The sequence below is a fragment of the Microbacterium sp. Root180 genome, from assembly GCF_001428485.1.
Taxonomy (GTDB): domain Bacteria; phylum Actinomycetota; class Actinomycetes; order Actinomycetales; family Microbacteriaceae; genus Microbacterium.
The window spans coordinates 467,683-487,346 of sequence record NZ_LMHS01000001.1 but is presented as its reverse complement, the minus strand read 5'-3'; the positions used below and the strand labels follow the sequence as shown (position 1 = coordinate 487,346).

Here is a 19,664-nt window from a genome sequence, read left to right as displayed (position 1 = left end):
GCGATGAGACGCCTGTGGCCCCTGACCGTGCGAGGCACGGGCGCGCTCATCCTGGCCCTGACGTGCTTCGTGATGGCCTCGGAGTTCGGGGTGTCCGAGCTGATGTACTTCGGGATCCTCCTCGTGGCCGTGATCGTCGCGAGCGTGGCTTCGCTGTATCTCTCTCGTCGCTCCGATGTGGTGACCCGGTCGCTGGCGCCGGATGTCGTGACGGTCGGGCGCGAGTCGCTCGTCTCGGTCACGGTGGGGGTGCGCACTGCACTCCCGACGCCACCAGGGGTCTGGAGCGACGTGCTGCCCAAGGGGCTGCGGGGCAAGCCGGAGGGCATCTTCCCGGCACTCGCCTCCGGCCTGCGGCGCAGTGAGCGCGTCGTCGAGCTCTCGTATGTCGTCACCGGCATGCGTCGCGGAGTGCACCGGATCGGACCGCTGGCGGTGCGCTCGACCGACCCGTTCGGCCTCGCTCGGCGGCACACGGTTTTCGGCGAGCGCACGCCGGTCACGGTCGCACCGGCGCTCATCGACCTGCCGCCGCTGACCGACTTCGCCGGCGAGACGGGCGGCACGCTCCACACGACGACGAACCAGCTCGGGCAGGGCGCGGACAACCTCGTCGCGCGGCCGTACAGTCCGGGCGACTCCATGCGCCGCATCCACTGGCGAGCCACCGCCCACCGCGACGAGCTGATGGTGCGGCAGGAGGAGCAGGAGTCCACTCCGGAGGCGAGCGTCGTGATCGATCGCGGAGTGCTGCGGTGGTCGACCGAGGCGATGCAGGCGCCGGGAACCGATCCCGGATTCGAGGCGGCGGTGTCGGCGTGCGTGTCCGCCGTCGCGCGTCTGGTTCATGACGGCTACGCGGTCGAGGTGATCGATTCCGACGGAACACTGCTCGCCGAGCGCATCGACGGCGGCGACATGGCCGAGGTCGAGGCCATGCTCGGCCAGTTCGCGACGCTCACGGCCCGCCGCGACGACGATCTCACGCGGCTGACTCGCCTGTTCGCCGGGGTGATGACGGGCCCGGTGATCCTCATCGTCGGGCGTTTCGACGCTTCCGACGCGCAGGCGGTCGCCCCGGTCGTCCACCACAGCTCCCTGCCGATGCTCCTCGCCGTGTCGCCGGTCGGCGACGCACTGGACCGCGCGGCGGACAGCGGCTGGCGCGTGGGTGTGATCGATCCCGACGGCGATCTGGCCGGGTCGTGGGCGAACGCGGTCGGGCGCGGGGTGAGTCATGTCATCGCCTGACGCGCTCGCGCAGCGGGCGGGCCGCCGCGGCGGCGAGCTCGTCCTGACGGTCGCCGTGCTGGCCGCCCTTCTCGCCGCGCTCATCCCGGTCGTGCGCGTCGTCAAGCCCGGAGGCTGGCTGCTCGGCTCGGTGCTCCTGGCCACGGCGGTGCTCGCGGCCGGTTTCATCGCGCGCCGCTTCCGCCTTCCCGCCGTCGCCGTGAGCCTCATCGAGGCCGGCGTCTGGGTCGCGTTCATGACGGTCGTCTTCCTGCGGCACACCGCGCTGCTCGGGGTGGTTCCGACGCCCGAGACCTTCCGAGCCGTTCCGCCGCTCATCGACGAGGCCATCGAGCGCATCACGTTCGGTGCGGCGCCCCTCGACGATCACATCTCGCTCGCCTTCCTCATCGTGGGCGCCATGGGGCTGCTCACGCTGATCGTCGACCACGTCGTGGTGACCGCACGGATGCCGCTCCTCGCGTCGATCGGGATCGTCGCCGTCTCACTCATCCCCGCGATCGCGGTGCCCCGCGAGGTCGACGTCGTGGCGTTCGTGTTCCTCGCGGTCGCGATCCTGTTCCTCATCCGCGCCGAGACGCGCTCGCGCGAGCGCCCGGTGGAGCGCGAGTCGGAGCGCACCGCGGGAGTGCCGGCGACCGCGCTCGGGATCGGCGCGATCGCCATCATCGTCGCGGTAGTCGCGACGCCGCTGCTGCCGCAGCCCGCGGTGCGGGCCGGCGGCGCACTCGGCCCCGGGCCGGGCATCGACGCGAGCCTTCAGCTCGGCGATGACCTGCGTCGCCCGGAGGCGGTCGAGGTGCTGCGCGTGCGCACCGACGCTCCGTCCGCCCCGTACCTGCGCGCCACGACGCTGTCTCGCTTCGAGGGCGGCATCTGGGAGCCCGACCAGGTGCGCACCGTGCCGCTGGACAGCGAGTTCGGGCTCGGCCGCGTCGCCGTCGGCACCGGGGTGCGCGTGTCCGAGTACACGACGTCGGTCGAGGTCGTGAACCTGTCGACAGTGTGGCTGCCGGTGTCGTTTCCCGCCGTCTCGGTCGCCGGACTCGACGGACGCTGGGCCGCCGTGCCCTACAACCGCACGGTGATCTCGCAGTCGGGCTCGACGCAGGGGCAGGCCTACGACGTCGTGGCCAATGTTCCCCGCCCGACTCTCGAGCAGATCCGCAGCTACAACGCCGGCGGGCCCGAGCTGAGAGACGAGACGACCCAGCTGCCGGAGAACACTCCGCAGATCATCATCGACCTCGCCGCCGAGGTGACTGCCGGCGCCACTAACGACTACGACCGCCTCATCGCAATGCAGCGCTGGTTCCGCGGCGGAGAGTTCCGCTACTCCCTCGACGCCCCGGTCGAGGACGGGTTCGACGGGAGCGGCGCCGAGGCGGTCGCGCAGTTCCTCGAGGTGCGCGAGGGTTACTGCATCCACTTCGCCTCGGCCTTCGCCCTCATGGCTCGCAGCCTTCACATGCCGACGCGCATCGTCGTCGGCTACCTCCCCGGTACCGCGACGACCGATGTGATCGACGACCAGACCGTCTACTCGGTGTCCAGCTCCCTGACGCACGCGTGGCCCGAGGTCTTCTTCGACGACGTCGGCTGGGTGCCGTTCGAGCCGACCGCCGGCCTCGGCGTGCCGACGACCTTCACTCCCGCGTCCACGCTGCCCGGCGATCCCGACGACCCGTCGACCGCGACGCCGGGCGCGACGCCGACGCCGACGTCGAGTTCGAGCGCCAACCCCAACGATTCGATCAACCCGCGCGACGAGGCTCTGCCGGGAACGGCGCTCACCGGCACGAATCCGCTGCCGACGCTCGGCGTGATCCTGCTCATCCTGCTCGTGCTCGCCCTCCCCTTCCTCGTGCGCGAGGTACGACGCCGGCAGCTCACGGCGTCCGGGCGCGGGGGCGACGCCGCCGCAGCGTGGACGATCGTGCAGGATGCCGCCATCGACGTGGGCATCTCGGTGCCGGCGAGCGAGAGTCCGCGCGGGTTCGCCCAGCGCCTCATCGATCAGCACGGCGTCTCGCCGGAGAACATGGAGATGCTCGTGGCCGCGATCGAGCGCGCCTCGTACGCGCCGTCCGGCGGGCGGGACTACTGGCTGGGCGACGCAGCGACGGATGCCGCCATCGCAGTGCGCGCGCAGCTGATCACTGCGGCGCCGGTCGCGCGGCGGATCCTCGCCGTGATCGCACCGCGCTCGCTCATCGTGCGCCCGGGCAGCGTCTACGCAGGAGGCGCTCCGGCGACCAGGTAAGATGTTCCGTGGCCCTCCGGGGCCATGGAGGATTCGCCTAGTGGCCTATGGCGCACGCTTGGAAAGCGTGTTGAGTGAAAGCTCTCAGGGGTTCGAATCCCCTATCCTCCGCCAGATGAAGATGAGGGTTGCCCCGTAGGGGTGGCCCTCATCTTCGTCTATTTTGGGTGAGCGATTCGAGGAGGAGCGCAGCGACGGACTCCCCTATCCTCCGCGAGGCAACGCAAGGCCACAAGCTGCTCTCCTCAATAGTGATATAGAGCCTGAAGGATCGTCACGTGCTGATCGTCAGCGACGTACACGAGGCGGTTGCTCTCATCGATTCGTCGTGACCAGGCACCGGCAAGAGCATGCTTGAGGGGTTCAGGCTTGCCGATTCCCTCGAACGGGTCATCCCTCAGAATGTCGCCGACCAGCGCATTGATCCGCCTCAGCGTCTTTCGATCCTGCGTCTGCCAGTAGAGGTAGTCCTCCCAGCCCTCGGCAGTCCACGCAAGCTTTCGGTCTGTCAAGGCTCGAGCAATTCGCGCTCTGTCACCTCACCCGATCGGGCGCTCTCCATCGCACTCAGCAACCGACGCGCGTTCTCGGGTGAACGCAGAAGGTAGCTGGTCTCGACCAGCGAGTCATACTCGTCCTTCGACATCAGCACGGCCGAACCCCGCTTCGAGGTGATCTCCACCTCGCTGTGGTCGAGGTTCACGCGCTCGATGAGTCCGAACAGGTCGCGTCGAGCTTCGCTCGTCGTGATCGCCATGATGCCTCCAGGAAGTTGTACAATATATGGTACCACTCAGCCAGTGATCCCCTCGCCGAATTGCTTCGCACAGGGCGCAATGCGGCGAAAGCGGCATACGCTGTGAGCGTCGCCGACCGAAGGATTCGCCATGGCGCCCCAGACCGAGCACTCTTCCCGGAATCACATTCCCCGGGCAGACGAACCGTCCATCCCGGAACTGGAAGCAGACGAGACCATTCCGCCTCGACCGGAGGAAGAGATCGCCGACGTCCTGCGTGCCCGACCGGACCTCGACGACCACAGCCGGCATCCCGGGTGACGAGGAACGGCGCATCGCTCAGACGCCAGAGAACGGAAGCAGCTGCATGATCGCCCGATTCGAGGAACTCGACTGGCAAGAGACGCGGATGGGCGAGCTGATCCTCCGTCGGCGTATCGACCCGACGACGGGTGACCTCATCTACGAGGTGAGCCTGAACGACGACTTCCTGATGTCGAGTCAGTTCACCGTCGCCGAGGAAGAGCTCGCTACGCTGGGCCTCGCCGCGACCGAACGCGTCGACCTCGACGTGCTCGTGGGCGGCCTCGGCCTGGGCTACACGGCCGCAACCGCACTGCGCGACCGCCGCGTCCGAAAGCTCGACGTGATCGACGCGCTCCCCGCGGTGATCGGCTGGCATGAGCGGGAACTGCTCCCGATGTCGGTGCAACTCGTCAGGGATCCCCGCACGACTCTGGTTCACGACGACTTCTTCGCCGTGATGCGCCGGACGCCCGAACGGGAGGACGCGCGCTACGACGTCATCCTGCTCGACGTCGACCACTCCCCGCGCCACATCCTCGATCCGAGTCACGCCGACCTCTACACCGTCGCAGGGCTCGAGTCCCTCGCTCGGCGCCTGAACGATCGGGGCGTCTTCGCTCTGTGGTCGGACGACCCGCCCGACGACGACTTCCTGGCCGTGCTCTCATCCGTCTTCGACGAGAGCACAGCCCATGTCGTGGCCTTCGACAACCGTCTGACGGGCGGGACCTCGTCGAACACCGTGTATGTCGCGACCCGACCGTAGACCGAAGAGCAATGCGTCTGGTCCGGCGGGACCTTCGACCCCACGGTGCTGGAGCATACGAGGTTCGCTGGATCGTGCGGTCGCGACGCGACCGGCATACGCGATGGAGGCGAGATCATGGACGAAGCGAGCGGCACAGTCGTGTCCGCGATGGGCGAAGAGGACTGCTGGAACCTCCTCGCACGGAACCAGCTCGGCCGTCTGGCCGTAGCTGTCGGCGACGAGCCCGACATCTTCCCGGTGAACTACGTCACGGACGGTCCGTCACTCCTGTTCCGCACCGCACCCGGTTCGAAGCTGGCTGAGCTGTCGGTCAACCCGCGAGTCGCCTTCGAGGTGGACGAGTACGACGAGACCTTCGGTGCCAGCGTCGTACTGAAAGGTGCCGCCACGCGGCTGGAACTGCAGCGCGAGATCGACGAGGCCGACGCGCTGCCGCTGACGCCGTGGATCCCCACGCTGAAGTACCGCTGGGTGCGCATCCAACCGACGTCCGTCACCGGCCGACGCTTCACGCGCGGCCCCGAGCCGGATCGCTACGCGGCATCCGCGAACGACGCCTGGACGTGAGCCCTCCGGCTGCCGACGCGATCAGTCCTCGCGCAGCGGAGAGAAGTGAGGGATGGGATCGGGCTTGAGATCGTGACGCTGCCCGCCCTCGATCGGCGTGGGGTCGGGCAGTGGCGCGCTCCCCCGGTCCCGATGATCGCGCTTGCGGAACCGACGCCCGGTGATGCTCTCCGGAGTGAGCCGGATGAAGTCGGCCTTCGCCGTCGGACTGGCCGAGATGAGCTCCAGCACCCCGCTGGCCTCGATGTCGGTGTCGAGGTCGAGTCTGTGGGCGGCGGCATGGAGCACGACGCTCCAGTGGTAGTTGGTCGTCTCGCCGTCGATCTCGAACGCGACCGCCGGATGCTTCGCGATGCTCCTCAGCTTCGTGCCCGGCGCCGACCGGATGAAGAGGTTGCCATCGTGGACGAGATAGTTCACGGGGAACACGTCCGGGCGTCCATCGTGCCCTTCGATAGCGAGCCGGCCGACCTTCGCCGCCTCGAGCAGTCGCCAGCAGTGTGCGGTCTCGAGCTCCTCGACCCTCCGGTCGCGTTCGGGACTCGCCTCAGGAGCCGCCGCGAGGTAGGGGTTCGGTCGCTCACCGGCGGACTCGGACGCGGAGTCGACCGCTCCGGGATCCGGAGCACCCGTGGGCGAGTCGGCCTCGATCGATGCGGAGTCAGTGCCGAGCATGGCGTGCCGTCCTTTCGTGGGTGAGTCCAGTGAACGCTCGCCGAGGGCGTCCGTGCGGGTCGAAGGTCCCGGGAGGACGCAGCGTGCTGGCGGAACGGCTCGCACGGTCATAGATTTGCCCCACCGGCTGTGGGACGGAGGACCAACCGTGGCCGAATCCGGCTCGCTCTCGTTTCCCGACGGACCGCGCACTGACCTCGAGGATGCGATCGAGTCCCTGGTCGCGCAGAGCGAGCGCGTCATGCGTGCGCAGGGGCGGCTGCGCGCTCTCCTGCGCGCCACGCAGGCAGTCGTCGAGCAGAGCGATCTGAGTCGCGTGCTCCGCAGCATCGTAGAGGCCGCCATCGAGCTGGTCGACGCACGGTACGGAGCAATGGGCGTCGTCAATCCCGAGCACGATGGGCTCGAGCAGTTCATCTATGTCGGCATTCCCGATCAGGATGCCGCAGCCATCAGCCACCTTCCCGAAGGCCGCGGCCTCCTGGGCGCCTTGATCACCGATCCCCGCCCGATCCGCCTCGCGGACATGGCGGGCGATCCGCGCGCGGCGGGCTTTCCGTCGCACCACCCGCCGATGACGTCGTTCCTCGGAGTGCCGGTGCGCGTACGCGGCGCCGTCTTCGGCAACCTCTACCTCACCGATCATCGCGACGGAGACTTCAGCGAGGAGGATGAGCAGCTGGTGGAGGCACTCGCGGCGACCGCGGGGTTCGCTGTCGAGAACGCGCGACTTCTCGGGGAGGCGCAGACGCTCACGAAGTGGATGACCGCGGCGGCGGAGTTGTCCGCCGCCATCATCTCGACGTCGACCAGCACCGGTCTCGACCTGGTGGCGACCCGCGTGGGCGACGTCGCGGAGGCCGACCTGGTCACGATCCTCGTCCCCGATGCCCACAGCGGGCAGCTCCGTGTCGCTGCCGCGAGCGGCGACGACGAGAACTCGTTGCGCGGCTCCGTTCTCGATCCGGCGGCGGTCTTCGCGGGACGGGTCATCGAGGACGCGCAGACGCACTCGCAGCCCCGGATCCACGAGGCCGAACCCGACCCGCTTCTGAGCGCGGCCGATGGCGCCACAGGCCCCGCAGTCGCGATCCCCCTACGCACCGGGCCTCAGTTCTGGGGAGTGCTGTGCATCGCGCGCGGACCCGACCAACCTCGGTTCTCGCCCGCCGAGGTCGAGGGCGCGATCGACCTGACCTCTCGCACGAGCATCGCCCTCGAGCTCGCACGCGCCGCCGAAGATGCGCGGCGAGCCCTGCTGGCGGACGACCGGCGCCGGATCGCACGCGACCTGCACGACCACGTCATTCAGCAGCTCTTCGGTGCCGGGCTCGGGCTCCAGGCCCTGGCCGACCGAACCGGACCGGGGCCCGACGGCGAGATCCTCGGCGAGACGATCGATCGACTCGACGACGCGATCACGCAGATCCGGACCGTCATCTTCGCGCTCTCCCATCGCGACGAGGCATCCGTGCGCCACCGCCTCCTCGATGTGGTCGCCGAGCTGTCGGGCTCGGTCCGCAGGCCGCCCGCGATCCGGTTCACCGGCCCGGTCGATCTCATCGTCCGCGATCAGCTCGCCGAGGATGTCGTGGCGGTCGCTCGCGAACTGCTCAGCAATGCAGCCCGGCATGCCCGCGCCGATCACTTCTCCCTCGAGGTCGGAGTGCTCGCTGACGAGGTCACCGTGACCGTCGAAGACGATGGCGTCGGCATCCCGGCGGACGCCTCCTACAGCGGACTGAGCAACCTCCGCGAGCGCGCCGTGCAACGGCGGGGAACGTTCTCGGTGGCGACGTCGGACACGGGCACGATCGTCTCGTGGAGAGCCCCGACGGGCTCCTCCCCTGCCGCGAGGGAGGAGCGGTGATCAGGGTGTTCCTCGTCGACGACCATGAGATCGTCCGCCGCGGCCTCACGGACCTGATCAGCGCACAGCCGGACATGGAGGTGATCGGCGAAGCCGCGACGGCGCGGCAGTCGGTGGGCCGGATCGAAGCGACGCAGCCGGATGTCGCAGTGCTGGACGTGCGGCTCCCCGACGGGAGCGGCATCGACGTGTGCCGCGACATCCGCTCACGAGCACCCTCCGTCGCGTGCCTGATCCTGACCGCGTACGACGACGACACCGCTGTCTCGGCCGCGGTGCTGGCAGGAGCGGCAGGCTATGTGCTCAAGGACATCGGCGGCTCCCGCCTGGTGGACGCGGTCCGCGCGGTGGCAGCCGGGCGGATGCTGCTCGACGCGAATGCTGTGCGGCAGGCGAAGGCGCAGATGCAGGTTCGCGCCGAGGAGGATCCTCGTCTGGGCTCGCTGGGTCTTCGTGAGAGGCAGATTCTGAAGCTCATCGCCGACGGTCTCACGAACAGGCAGATCGGCGACCACCTCGGTATCGCCGAGAAGACGGTGAAGAACTACGTCTCATCGATGCTGAGCAAGCTGGGGCTCGAGCGTCGAACGCAGGCCGCGATCTTCCAGCTCGAGCATCCCTCGCCCGAGTAGCCGGAACGACTACCCACGACCCGCTTCGACGGTGGACGTCGCCGGCGTCAGCCCCGGCTCTCTCCGCTGCTGGGGCGGGACGACGCACACCGGGCAATCCGCACGCCAGAGCACCTCTTGTGCAACCGAACCGAGCAGGCTCCCGGCGAGCACGCCCCTGCGGTGCGTGCCGATGAGCAGGAGGGACGATCTCGAGGCGAACCTCAGGAGTGCCGCGGCCCTGCTGTCGCGAATGAGCTCGCTCTCCACGGCCACAGCGGGCCCGCCGTGCAGGACGCGCTCCACGCCGGCGCGGAGTATCTTCCGATGGTCCTCGATCACCGCCGTCGGATCGACGGCGATCGCGGTCCCGTAGTCGAAGACGGGGCTCGGCATCAGCCACGAGTGCACGAGACGGACACTCACTCCGGTCGCGATCGCCTCCGCGACGCCGAAGTCGATCGCAGACTGCGATGACGCGTCGTCTGCGACCCCCACCGTCACGGGGTCATCACCTTCAACCCACCCGACAGGGACCATGCAGACCGGCGCAGTGGCCCGGATGCTGACACGCAACGGCGACCAGCCGGCCGCGGCGGCCCGGATCGGATGTCCGGGATGGATCCCGATCACGACCAGGTCAGCCCCTTCGGCTGCCTCCGCGAGGGACTCGGGCACCGACCCGTCGAGGCGGTGCAGCTCGACTTCGAGCCCGGGGACCCGCTCCCGCAGAAACGCCTCAGCGTCGCCGAGCCGTTCCAGGCCGGGTGCACGATCCTTCGAGAAAGGAGAGGCGACGAGAACGACATCGACGCGAGTGGATCCCCGGGCCGACCGGGCCGCAGTCCAGCTGAGCGCCGCGACCGACGCCACGCTCCCGTCGTAGCCGAGCACAATCCGTTCCATCGGAGCATCTCCCTGCCCGGCACCGATCAGGCGCCTGAGGCGAACGTACGTTTCTGCGCCGACCGCCCCAGGGACGAAGGTCCCTCCGCGCCGGACGCGGCATCCATCTCACACGGTCACCGCAGCGGCCTCCGCCAGCCGGAGCCACGTCTTGACGATCGCGTCGGCGTTGAGCGACATCGAGTCGATGCCCCGCGCCACCAGCCAGTCCCCGAGGTCGGGGTGATCAGACGGTCCCTGCCCGCAGATCCCGATGTACTTGCCACGGCGATTGCAGGCCTCGATCGCGCGTCCCAGCAGGTCGAGCACTGCGGGATCTCGTTCGTCGAACGATCCGGCGACGAGAGCGGAGTCCCGGTCCACGCCGAGCGTCAGCTGCGTCAGATCGTTCGAGCCGATGGAGAACCCGTCGAAGTGGTCGAGGAACGCATCGGCGAGAAGCGCGTTGGAGGGGATCTCGCACATCATGATGACCTCGAGACCGTTCTCCCCACGCCGCAGGCCGTTCTCGGCCAGGAGGGCGATGGTCGCAGAAGCCTCTTCGACCGTCCGCACGAACGGGATCATGATCTTGAGGTTCGTGAGGCCCATCCGATCGCGGACATGGCGTAGCGCTTCGCACTCCATGTCGAAACAGGCTCGGAAGCTCGGGGTGGTGTAGCGCGACGCGCCCCGCCATCCGAGCATGGGGTTCTCCTCGTGCGGCTCGAAGAGGTCGCCGCCGAGCAGACCGGCATACTCATTGGTCTTGAAGTCGCTCATGCGCACGATGACCGGCTTCGGCGCGAAGGCCGCCGCGATGGTCGAGACCCCTTCTGCGACCCGTTGGACGAAGAAGTCCCGCGGCGACGGGTAGGCGGCGGTTCTGCGCGCCACCTCTTCCCGCAGAGGCTCGGGCAGTGTGTCGAACTCGGCGAGGGCGCGGGGGTGGATGCCGATCGCGCGGTTGATGATGAACTCGAGCCGCGCGAGCCCGACCCCGCGGTTGGGGAGCTGAGCGAGCGTGAACGCCTGATCGGGAACCCCGACGTTGAGCATGAGGTCGACTGCGAGCTCCGGGATCCCGTCGAGCGGCGTCTCATCGACCGCATAGTCGAGGATGCCCCGGTACACCAGGCCGTCATCGCCCTCCGAGCAGGCCACGGTGACGCCCATCCCGTCCACGAGCGATCGCGTCCCCTTCCCCGTTCCGACGACGGCCGGGATGCCGAGTTCCCGAGCGACGATGGCCGCGTGGCACGTTCGGCCGCCGCTGTCGGTCACGATCGCGGAAGCCATCTTCATGATCGGCTCCCAGTCCGGATCAGTGCGGTCTGCGACGAGCACGTCACCGGCTCGGAACTGGTGCATCAAGCTGAGATCGTGCATCACCCGCACGGGTCCATGGCCGATCCGCTCGCCGACCGCCCGGCCGGCGGCGAGGACGTCACCGCGCTCTCTCAGCACGTAGCGGCGCAGGACGCTGCTGTCGCGCCGGGTGACGACTGTCTCAGGCCGGGCCTGGACGATGTAGAGAGTGCCGTCCACTCCGTCCAGAGCCCACTCGATGTCCATCGGATGCCCATAGTGCGCCTCGATGGCGAGCGCACTGCGCGCGAGCTCCTCGACCTGCTGGTCGGTGATGCTGAATCGGGCCCTGTCGTCGTCGGCGACATCGGCGAGAACGGTGCTGTCCCCGATGCGAGTTCCCGCCGCATACCGGAGGGCGACCGTCTTCGACCCCAGCTCACGTCGGAGGATCGACGGTCGATCCTCGCGCAGAGCCGGCTTGTATACGTAGAACTCGTCCGGATTGACGGATCCCTGCACGACGGTCTCGCCGAGACCGTACGCACTCGTGATGAAGACCACATCGTCGAAGCCGGACTCAGTGTCGATCGTGAACATGACCCCTGACGCGCCTACGTCCGATCGCACCATGAGCTGCACGCCGGCCGAGATGGCGATGTCGTCCTCATCGAACCCCCGCTGCGCCCGGTAGACGACCGCGCGGTCGGTGTACAGGGACGCGAACACGCCCCGGATCGCCTCCAGAACGTTCTCGACGCCGTCGATGTTGAGGAAGGTCTCCTGCTGACCGGCGAACGACGCGTCGGGCAGGTCTTCGGCGGTCGCCGACGACCGCACGGCCCAGGTCACCCGCTCAGGATGCTCCTGCTCTGCGACCAGCGTCGCGTACGCGGATCGGATGTCGTCGTCGAGCGAAGCCGGGAACGGCTGCCCTTCGATCCAGCTGCGGATCCTGAGCGCGACCACGGCGAGCGCGCGCACGTCGGTCGTGTCGAGATCTTCCAGCTCGCCCCGGATTCGACCGGCGAGCTCGCCATGAGCCAGAAATGCCCGGTAGGCGTCGGCGGTCGTCGCGAAACCCCCCGGCACGCGAACCCCGGCCCCGTGGATACGGGAGACCATCTCACCCAGTGAGGCGTTCTTCCCGCCTACGCGGGGAAGGTCGGACATCGTGATGTCACGGAACCAGAGCAGATTGGACATGTTGCGGTCTCCCGTCATCGGCGCCGTCGAGCCAGCCCGTCAGGCGCCTGAGGGCACTGCTGATCGGGACGCGGCCACGGCGAGGTCGCTCATGAGCCCATACTCGGCACCGGCGCACGGGCGACGTGGGCCGAAGGTCCCGCCGGCGTGAGCTCTCCGATGCGGCGGGACGTTCGACCCAGTGCCTCCTCCGCGCGGGCGACGAGACTCGGGTCCACCAGCCCACGAAGGAGCCATGCCATGAACGCACTCATCGTGTACGAATCGATGTTCGGCAACACCCGCACTCTCGCGGAAGCCATCGCCGACGGGCTGACGACCCAGGGAGTCGACGCGCGCGTGACCCTCGCCTACGACGCTCCCGCCGACCTCAGCGACTACGCGTTGGTCATCGTCGGCGCACCCACCCATGCCCACAGCCTCCCTCGAACGACGTCGCGCACCGAGGCCGCCGCGTGGGCGGCGGACCCGACGAAGGAGCTGACGCTCGAGCCGATGGCGGGGGCCAGTGGCGTTCGCGAGTGGCTGAAGCGGATCTGGCTCGTGGGCGATCCTCACTTCGCCGTGTTCTCGACGCGGGCGGACATCCCGTCCATCTTCTCGGGCGATGCCTGCAAGGCCATGACGAAGGGACTGAAGCGCCGCCTCGCGCGCGTCGACAGCCACGCCGACTTCCTCGTCGGTCTCGACAACCGACTCCTCGAGGGCGAGGAGACGCGGGCTCGCGAGTGGGCGAGCGGACTCGTCCCCCTTCCCATCGCGTGAGGGCGGTCGTCAAGGCCTCACCCGATATGGACGGACCCGGGATCGACACGGACGCAGCGGCCCGTCAGATGGGCCTGAAGCCCGGACACGGCCGCGCGATACCGCGATCGGCGGGCTTCCTCGATGGCGTCCAGCGGGCCGCGTCTGCGATCCGCCGCTTCCCCTGGGTGGCGGCGACCGTGGGCGTCGCGATGATCGGCGGCGCTCTCGCGCTCACGGCCGGTCCCGCCACGGGCGAACTGGTCGTGACGGCATTCGTGGTCGTGATGGCGGCCCGCTCCGCCGTGGCGATGATCCGCACCCTCCGCAGCGGCAGGCTCGGAGTGGACATCATCGCCGTGACGGCGATCGTCGCCGCGGTCCTCGTCGGAGAGGTCTGGGCGGCGCTGGTCATCGTACTGATGCTGACCACGGGGCAAGCCCTCGAGAGTTACGCGGAGCACCGCGCGAGGCGCGACCTCTCCGACCTGCTCGCACGCAATCCGCAGGCCGCGCACCGGGTCCGCCGCGACGGAACCATCGAGGACGTGACGATCGGCGATGTCCTTCCGAATGATCGCGTGCTGGTGCGCGCGAACGAGGTGGTGCCCGTCGACGGCATCCTCGTCGATCGTGAGGGAGTGTTCGACGAGTCCTCTCTGACCGGCGAGAGCCTGCCGGTGGAGAAGATCGCGGGGGACGACGTCCTCAGCGGAAGCGTCAGCGGCCCGGCATCCGTCGTCCTTCAGGCCACCCGAGCGGCTCAGGACAGCCAATACCAGCAGATCGTCGCCCTCGTGGAGAGCGCTGCGAACAGCAAGTCCCCCATGGTGCGCCTGGCCGACCGTTTCGCACTGCCCTTCGCGATCACCGCGTATGTCATCGCCGGGCTCGCCTGGTGGCTCTCCGGCGACCCCGCGCGGTTCGCGGAGGTGCTGGTGGTGGCGACACCCTGCCCGCTGATCATCGCGGCGCCGGTGGCGTTCATGGGCGGAATGAGCCGGGCGGCCCGCGACGGCGTCATCATCCGGAGCAGCTCGACCCTGGAGAAGCTCCACCGCGTGCGCGCATTCGCGTTCGACAAGACCGGAACGCTGACGCGAGGCGAACCCGTCCTCGTCGACATCCGCGCGGAACAGGGCATCTCGGCCGACACCCTGCTCCAGTTCGCCGCTTCGGTGGAGGCGAACTCGACGCACGCCTTGGCGAGGGCGATCCTCAACGGGGCGAGCGACCGCGAAGTCACCCTCCTCGAGGCGGACGACGCGGAGGAGGCGACCGGCAACGGCGTCATCGCCCGGGTCTCGGGATGCGTCGTCGCCGTCGGCAAGCGCGATTTCATCGCCGAGCATGTGGGACGCAGCATCCCGCGCACGGAACTGGCGAGCGGCGAGATGGCGACGTACGTCGCTCTCGGCGGGGAGCCGGCCGGGGTCCTCGTCTTCCGCGACGAGGTCCGCGCGAACGCCGCAGCGACCGTGGCCGCCCTGCGCGGGCAGGGCATCGAGGCGGTGACGATGCTCACCGGCGACGACCGTGCCACCGCCGACCACATCGCCGGCGAGGTCGGGATCGTCGACGTCCACGCGAACTGCCTGCCGGTCGACAAGGTCGAGTTCATCACCCGCTCGCCCCACCGTCCGATCGCGATGGCCGGGGACGGCATCAACGATGCGCCGGTGCTGGCCGCCGCGGATATCGGCATCGCGATGGGGGCGCGCGGCGCAACCGCCGCGAGCGAGGCCGCCGACATCGTCGTGCTCCCCGACGACATCGGGCGGATCGCGGATGCCGTCACCATCGGCCGTCGCACGGTCGACATCGCACTGCAGGCGATCTGGATCGGGATCGGCCTCAGCCTCGTCCTGATGCTTCTGGCGGCCTTCGGCCTGGTGCCCGCGATCGTCGGCGCGTGGCTCCAAGAGGCCGTCGATGTCATCGCCATCCTGTGGGCATTGCGCGCGACCCGGATGCGGGTGCGCTGACCCGAACTCGCGGCGAGATCTCGGCAGCGGCCGCGCACGCGCCCACCCGTGGGAGCACCCCGAGGGACTTTCGGCCCAGCGCTCACTCGCCCGCAGGCGAAACATGGCAGGTGCGTCGGGATTCCGCGTATCCCGATGTCGTGTGTTTCGTGCGCGCCAGAGCTAGGACAGGTCATGAAAGCAGCCGTCGTCTCGTCGTTCACCGCCCCTCTCGAGATCCTGGATCGCGAGATTCCGGAGCCGGGCGCCGGCCAGGTCCTCGTGCATCTGGAAGCGTGCGGGCTGTGCCACACGGACATCCACGCCGCCCACGGCGACTGGCCGGTCCAGCCGGGTCTTCCGTTCGTTCCTGGCCACGAGGGTGTGGGCATCGTGGAGAAGCTGGGCGCCGGCGTCACGGGCCGGGCGATCGGAGAACGGGTCGCGATCCCCTGGCTGGGATATGCCTGCGGCGAGTGCCGCTACTGCATCGACGGCCGTGAGACGCTGTGCGAGCAGCAGCAGAACAGCGGCTACTCCGTCGACGGCGGGTTCGCCGAGTACGCCGTCGCCAGCGCGAAGCACGTCGTCACCGTCCCCGACGGAGTCAGCTCCCTGGATGCCGCCCCCCTCACGTGCGCCGGCGTTACGACGTACAAGGCGCTCAAAGTCGCCAACATCGTCCCGACGGAGCGCGTGGCCGTGTTCGGCATCGGCGGACTGGGTCATCTCGCCGTGCAGTACGCACGGCTCATGGGCGGATCCGTCATCGCCGTGGACGTCGAGGAGCCGAAACTCGAACTGGCCCGCGAACTCGGCGCCGACCATCTGGTCAATGCCGCCCAGGTCGACCCCGTCACCGCGATCCAGGATCTGGGCGGAGCCGATGTGGCTCTGGTGCTCGCGGCATCGCCTCGCGTCTTCGAGCAGGCGTTCTCGTCGTTGAGTCGCGGCGGTCGACTCATCTGCGTCGCGTTGCCGAAGGACGAGAAGATGAGCGTCTCGATCTTCGAGACCGTGCTGAAGGGCATCTCGATCATCGGGTCGATCGTCGGCACACGTCAGGACCTCGCGGAGGTGTTCGCGCTGCACGCGGCCGGGCGTACGAGGATCATCGCCGAGCGCCGCAGCCTCGACGAGGTGAACGAGGCGATGGAAGAGGTTCTCTCCGGTCACGTGCTCGCTCGGCTCGTCTTCGAGTACTGAGGCGATCACCCGCTGCGGCGCGGATCAGCTCGCGATGAGCTCGGACAGGAGCTGCTCCACCCGCCCACGGATGTCGTCGCGGATGGGCCGCACGGACTCGATGCCCTGACCCGCCGGGTCATCGAGTTCCCAATCCTCGTATCGCTTGCCGGGAAAGATCGGGCACGCGTCGCCGCAGCCCATCGTGATGACGACATCCGATTCGCGCACGGCATCCACGGTGAGCACCTTCGGGATGTTCCCGGCGATGTCGATGCCCACCTCTGCCATCGCCTGAACGGCGACCGGGTTGATCGCGTCCTTCGGCGCCGACCCCGCCGAGAGTACCTCGACGTCATCCCCCCCGAGTTCGCGCACGAACCCGGCCGCCATCTGGGAACGGCCCGCGTTGTGGACGCAGACGAACAGAACAGTGGGCTTGTCGGTCATGGTCTCTCCCTCTTCAAGGAAAAGAATAGACCACCATCTATCTAATTGGGGAAACGCCGGGTGAACGATCGACCAGAAGTTCGTCGAGCAGGCCGCGCACCCGCGCATCGACCTCGTCCCTGATCGCGCGCACCTCGTCGACGGGCTTTCCCGCCGGATCGTCGAGTTCCCAGTCGAGGTACCGCCGACCGGGATACACGGGGCACGCGTCGCCGCACCCCATCGTCACCACGACGTCGGCGGCTCGCACGACCTCATCGGTCAGCGGCTTCGGGTACTCGTCGCCGATCGCCACTCCGATCTCGTCGAGGACTCCGACGACCGTGTGGCGGATGTCGCCGGCCGGCGCGGAGCCGGCGGTCTGCACCCTGACGGCATCGCCGGCGAGCTGCCGCAGGATGCCGGCGGCCATCTGGGACCGACCGGCGTTCTGCACGCACACGAACAGCACGGTCGGCGTCCCCGTGGGAGGGTCCGCGGAACGACGGAGCGCCTCGAGCCGGGTCGCCGCGAACGCCGCGGTACGACTGCTCAGCGAGGCCGTCGCCCCCGCTTGCGCGAGCAGCTCCCTACTCTGCTCGACAGCCGCCCGGACGGTCTGCGGGCTGAAGACGCCGCGGAAGCGCAACGACAGGTCGTCGGAGATCCGGTCGAGATCGGGTGCCGCATCGAACCGGGTGTCCGCTCCGAGGAGCGCGTCGATCCGGTCGGCCTGCGTCGGAGCGATGGAATACCACACACGCCTGCCCTCGGGCTCTCGCACGACGAGCCCGTCGGCGTGCAGCGCCTTCATGTGGTGGCTGACCGTCGGCTGTCGCAGCGCGAGCTGCTCCGCGAGCCGGCCCACCAGCATCCGACCGTCGTCCGAGTCGCGGATCAGACGGAGGATGCGCGCGCGCGTCGGGTCGGCGAGCGTGGCCAGATCCTCGAGCTCCGCGCGACCCATAGACAGCAGTCTATCGAGTGATCGCCCAGCCCGATCGACTCAGGCCCGGCCGTTGCGTGTGCTCCGGCGTTCGATGAGCACAGTGTCGCGCCACTGACCGGCGTGCGGGCCGGCGCCGGCCCTCGCGATCCGCTCTCGGCGGCCGATCACGCGGAAGCCCGCGCGCTCGTGCAGCCGCAGGCTCGCAGCGTTCTCGGGGAAGACGCTCGACTGGATCGTCCAGAATCCCGCCTGCTCCGCCGCCTCCACGAAGGCGTCGAGCAGGAGGCGCCCCACCCCCGCGCCCCGCGCGTCGCGGTCGATGTATACGGAGTGCTCGACGACGCCGGCGTACGCGGGTCGCGAGGACACCGACGATGCCGCCACCCACCCCAGGGTGCGGCCGTCGGCGGCGACAGCGACAAGCCGCGCCCGCGTCAGCCTGCCGGCGTCGAACGCCTGCCAGGTCGGGGTCGCGACCTCGAAGGTCGCCTCGCCATCCTCGATGCCCTGGGCGTAGATCCTCTCGACCTCGGGCCAGTCGTCCGGTGTCATCGGCCGGCAGTGCGTCACGAGCAGCATCCTCCGCCATCGGCGGACAGGTCTGTCGAGCACACCCCGGTCGCGGGCAGCACGAGCTCGACCTGAGACGCCGAGGCCACATCGCCGGCGAGCCAGGCGGCCACCGAGCGCACCTGCTCGTAGCCGGTCGCCAGCAAGAAGGTGGGAGCGCGACCGTACGACTTCATCCCCACGATGAAGAACCCCTGTTCCGGATGCGTGAGCTCACGGAATCCGTGGGGCTCGACGGTGCCGCACGAGTGCACGTTCGGGTCGATCAGGGGCGCGAGCCGCCTCGGCGCCTCGACGATGTCGTCGAGGTCGAGTCGGATCTCGCGCAGGATGTCGAGGTTCGGGCGGAATCCGGTCGCGTTGACGACGACATCCGTCGCGTGCTCGACGACCTCGCCTCTGCGGTGTCCGACCAGCTCCACGTGCCCGCTGGAGCGCCGCCCGCGGATGATCTCGAAACCGTCGAGAACGGCGATCTGCCCGTCCGCCACGGCCTGGTCGACGCGGCTCCCGAGTCGCGCGCGATCGGCGAGTTCGTCATCGGCCGAGGAGGAGACGCGCACGGCCTGGGCGTTGCGGATCAGCCAGGTCACCGTCGTACCGGGCTCCTGCTTCGCCAGCTCGACAAGGCCGAGGAGGGTGTTCGCCGCGGAGTGCCCGGCGCCGACGACCGTGGTGTGGCGCCCGGCGAAGCGTCCGCGGTCGCGGCCGAGAACGTCGGGCAGGGCCGGGGTGACGGCGTCTGCGATGTCGGCCATGCCGAGCAGTTCCAGCCCGCTGGAGGACAGCGAGTTGGGCGACAGGTACGTGCCGGAGGCGTCGATCACCGCGCGCGCGGAGACATCCTCTCCCACTCCGTCCACGGTGCGGATGCGCACAGAGAACGGGGTGGTCGCGCGGGCGCGCGTGCGGGTGCGGTCCATGCCCTCACGCGTCACACCGAGCACCTCGACGCCCAAGCGAACGCGAGACGCGATCTGGGGCAACGCCGCCAGAGGTGCGACGTACTCGTCCACCAGCTCCGCGCCGGTCGGTGCGCGCTCCGGGTCGGGAACCTCCCACCCCTGCGCAGCAGCAAGAAGACGGGCGGATGCCGGGTCGACAAGGTGCTTCCACGGCGAGAAGAGACGGGTGTGGCCCCACGATCGCACGCTCGCCGCGATCCGTTCGCCGGATTCGAAGACCACGAAGTCGATGCCGCGCTCGACGAGATTCGCGGCAGCCGCAAGCCCGATAGGGCCGGCTCCGATGATCGCGACGGGCAGGGTCGAAACTCGCTCCGCGCTTGTGGCGCGGGGGGTGAGGTCGAGCAGGGTCACAACAGCCTCCACAGATATCGATGAACTTCGATACCCGATTCTGCATCGGTCCATCG

The 19,664-nt window shown here is 69.0% G+C and carries 19 protein-coding genes and 1 tRNA gene; 11 read left to right on the top strand and 9 right to left on the bottom strand.

Features of this window, described 5'->3' with window-relative positions:
- The first annotated feature begins 3 nt into the window (after positions 1-3).
- From ASD93_RS02275 to ASD93_RS02265, 3 genes are all read left to right on the top strand, one after another.
- Positions 4-1,251: a DUF58 domain-containing protein gene (locus ASD93_RS02275; protein WP_056118151.1), complete on the top strand. Its 1,248-nt coding sequence runs from the start codon at positions 4-6 to the stop codon at positions 1,249-1,251.
- Complete coding sequence (locus ASD93_RS02270; RefSeq protein WP_056118149.1) at positions 1,238-3,514, top strand: transglutaminaseTgpA domain-containing protein; 2,277 nt, start codon at positions 1,238-1,240, stop codon at positions 3,512-3,514. Before ASD93_RS02275 ends, ASD93_RS02270 begins: the two co-directional genes overlap by 14 nt.
- A gap of 26 nt (positions 3,515-3,540) precedes the next feature.
- Positions 3,541-3,628 (top strand) — tRNA-Ser (locus ASD93_RS02265).
- Between the two features lie 131 nt (positions 3,629-3,759).
- Here the strand turns inward: ASD93_RS02265 and ASD93_RS02260 are convergent.
- Together ASD93_RS02260 and ASD93_RS02255 are read right to left on the bottom strand one after the other, a co-directional pair.
- Positions 3,760-4,026, bottom strand: a complete 267-nt coding sequence (locus ASD93_RS02260) for a Txe/YoeB family addiction module toxin (protein ID WP_082569117.1) — start codon at positions 4,024-4,026, stop codon at positions 3,760-3,762.
- Positions 4,023-4,271 carry a type II toxin-antitoxin system Phd/YefM family antitoxin gene (locus tag ASD93_RS02255; protein ID WP_056118145.1) on the bottom strand — a complete coding sequence of 83 codons (249 nt, stop codon included), beginning with the start codon at positions 4,269-4,271 and terminating at the stop codon, positions 4,023-4,025. Before ASD93_RS02255 ends, ASD93_RS02260 begins: the two co-directional genes overlap by 4 nt.
- Positions 4,272-4,401: 130 nt before the next feature.
- On the opposite strand from ASD93_RS02255, the gene ASD93_RS15835 reads away from it, so the two are divergent.
- The 3 genes from ASD93_RS15835 (at position 4,402) to ASD93_RS02245 (ending at position 5,893) form a co-directional block, all read left to right on the top strand.
- A complete protein-coding gene (locus tag ASD93_RS15835; protein ID WP_157536841.1) occupies positions 4,402-4,572 on the top strand; it encodes a hypothetical protein in 171 nt (56 codons plus the stop codon).
- Positions 4,573-4,618: 46 nt separating this feature from the next.
- Complete coding sequence (locus ASD93_RS02250) at positions 4,619-5,323, top strand: spermidine synthase (protein ID WP_056119112.1); 705 nt, start codon at positions 4,619-4,621, stop codon at positions 5,321-5,323.
- A 117-nt stretch (positions 5,324-5,440) separates the two neighbouring features.
- Positions 5,441-5,893, top strand: a complete 453-nt coding sequence (locus ASD93_RS02245; RefSeq protein WP_056118142.1) for a pyridoxamine 5'-phosphate oxidase family protein — start codon at positions 5,441-5,443, stop codon at positions 5,891-5,893.
- A 21-nt stretch (positions 5,894-5,914) separates the two neighbouring features.
- Here the strand turns inward: ASD93_RS02245 and ASD93_RS15975 are convergent, their stop codons facing one another.
- Positions 5,915-6,568, bottom strand: coding sequence for a pyridoxamine 5'-phosphate oxidase family protein (locus ASD93_RS15975; protein ID WP_056118140.1), 654 nt, complete (start codon positions 6,566-6,568; stop codon positions 5,915-5,917).
- A 148-nt stretch (positions 6,569-6,716) separates the two neighbouring features.
- On the opposite strand from ASD93_RS15975, the gene ASD93_RS02235 reads away from it, so the two are divergent.
- Entirely contained in the window at positions 6,717-8,438 is a 1,722-nt protein-coding gene (locus tag ASD93_RS02235; RefSeq protein WP_056118139.1) for a GAF domain-containing protein, read from the top strand.
- Positions 8,435-9,070 (top strand): response regulator, encoded by a 636-nt coding sequence (locus ASD93_RS02230; RefSeq protein ID WP_056119110.1) that lies wholly within the window; start codon positions 8,435-8,437, stop codon positions 9,068-9,070. Before ASD93_RS02235 ends, ASD93_RS02230 begins: the two co-directional genes overlap by 4 nt.
- A 9-nt stretch (positions 9,071-9,079) precedes the next feature.
- Here ASD93_RS02230 and ASD93_RS02225 read toward each other — a convergent pair whose 3' ends face one another.
- Positions 9,080-9,955 carry a universal stress protein gene (locus ASD93_RS02225; RefSeq protein WP_082569114.1) on the bottom strand — a complete coding sequence of 292 codons (876 nt, stop codon included), beginning with the start codon at positions 9,953-9,955 and terminating at the stop codon, positions 9,080-9,082.
- 108 nt (positions 9,956-10,063) lie between these two features.
- Entirely contained in the window at positions 10,064-12,448 is a 2,385-nt protein-coding gene (ppsA, locus tag ASD93_RS02220) for a phosphoenolpyruvate synthase (protein WP_082569158.1), read from the bottom strand.
- A gap of 240 nt (positions 12,449-12,688) precedes the next feature.
- Here ppsA and ASD93_RS02215 point away from each other — a divergent pair, with 240 nt between their 5' ends.
- The 3 genes from ASD93_RS02215 to adhP all read left to right on the top strand — a co-directional run bounded on the left by ASD93_RS02215 (position 12,689) and on the right by adhP (position 16,362).
- Positions 12,689-13,213, top strand: coding sequence for a flavodoxin family protein (locus ASD93_RS02215; protein ID WP_056118133.1), 525 nt, complete (start codon positions 12,689-12,691; stop codon positions 13,211-13,213).
- A complete protein-coding gene (locus ASD93_RS02210; protein ID WP_235566854.1) occupies positions 13,210-15,177 on the top strand; it encodes a heavy metal translocating P-type ATPase in 1,968 nt (655 codons plus the stop codon). The genes ASD93_RS02215 and ASD93_RS02210 overlap by 4 nt, the downstream gene beginning before the upstream one ends.
- Positions 15,178-15,351: 174 nt before the next feature.
- Positions 15,352-16,362 (top strand): alcohol dehydrogenase AdhP, encoded by a 1,011-nt coding sequence (gene adhP, locus ASD93_RS02205; protein ID WP_056118131.1) that lies wholly within the window; start codon positions 15,352-15,354, stop codon positions 16,360-16,362.
- A 24-nt stretch (positions 16,363-16,386) separates the two neighbouring features.
- Here adhP and ASD93_RS02200 read toward each other — a convergent pair whose 3' ends face one another.
- Genes ASD93_RS02200 through ASD93_RS02185 form a run of 4 tightly spaced genes read right to left on the bottom strand, consistent with a single transcriptional unit; the run spans position 16,387 to position 19,608 of the window.
- Positions 16,387-16,791: an arsenate reductase ArsC gene (locus ASD93_RS02200; protein ID WP_056118130.1), complete on the bottom strand. Its 405-nt coding sequence runs from the start codon at positions 16,789-16,791 to the stop codon at positions 16,387-16,389.
- A 37-nt stretch (positions 16,792-16,828) separates the two neighbouring features.
- Positions 16,829-17,737 (bottom strand): metalloregulator ArsR/SmtB family transcription factor, encoded by a 909-nt coding sequence (locus ASD93_RS02195; protein WP_082569113.1) that lies wholly within the window; start codon positions 17,735-17,737, stop codon positions 16,829-16,831.
- 39 nt (positions 17,738-17,776) lie between these two features.
- Positions 17,777-18,298 carry a GNAT family N-acetyltransferase gene (locus ASD93_RS02190; protein WP_056118128.1) on the bottom strand — a complete coding sequence of 174 codons (522 nt, stop codon included), beginning with the start codon at positions 18,296-18,298 and terminating at the stop codon, positions 17,777-17,779.
- Positions 18,286-19,608 (bottom strand): FAD-dependent oxidoreductase, encoded by a 1,323-nt coding sequence (locus ASD93_RS02185; RefSeq protein ID WP_056118126.1) that lies wholly within the window; start codon positions 19,606-19,608, stop codon positions 18,286-18,288. Before ASD93_RS02185 ends, ASD93_RS02190 begins: the two co-directional genes overlap by 13 nt.
- Between the last annotated feature and the right edge of the window lie 56 nt (positions 19,609-19,664).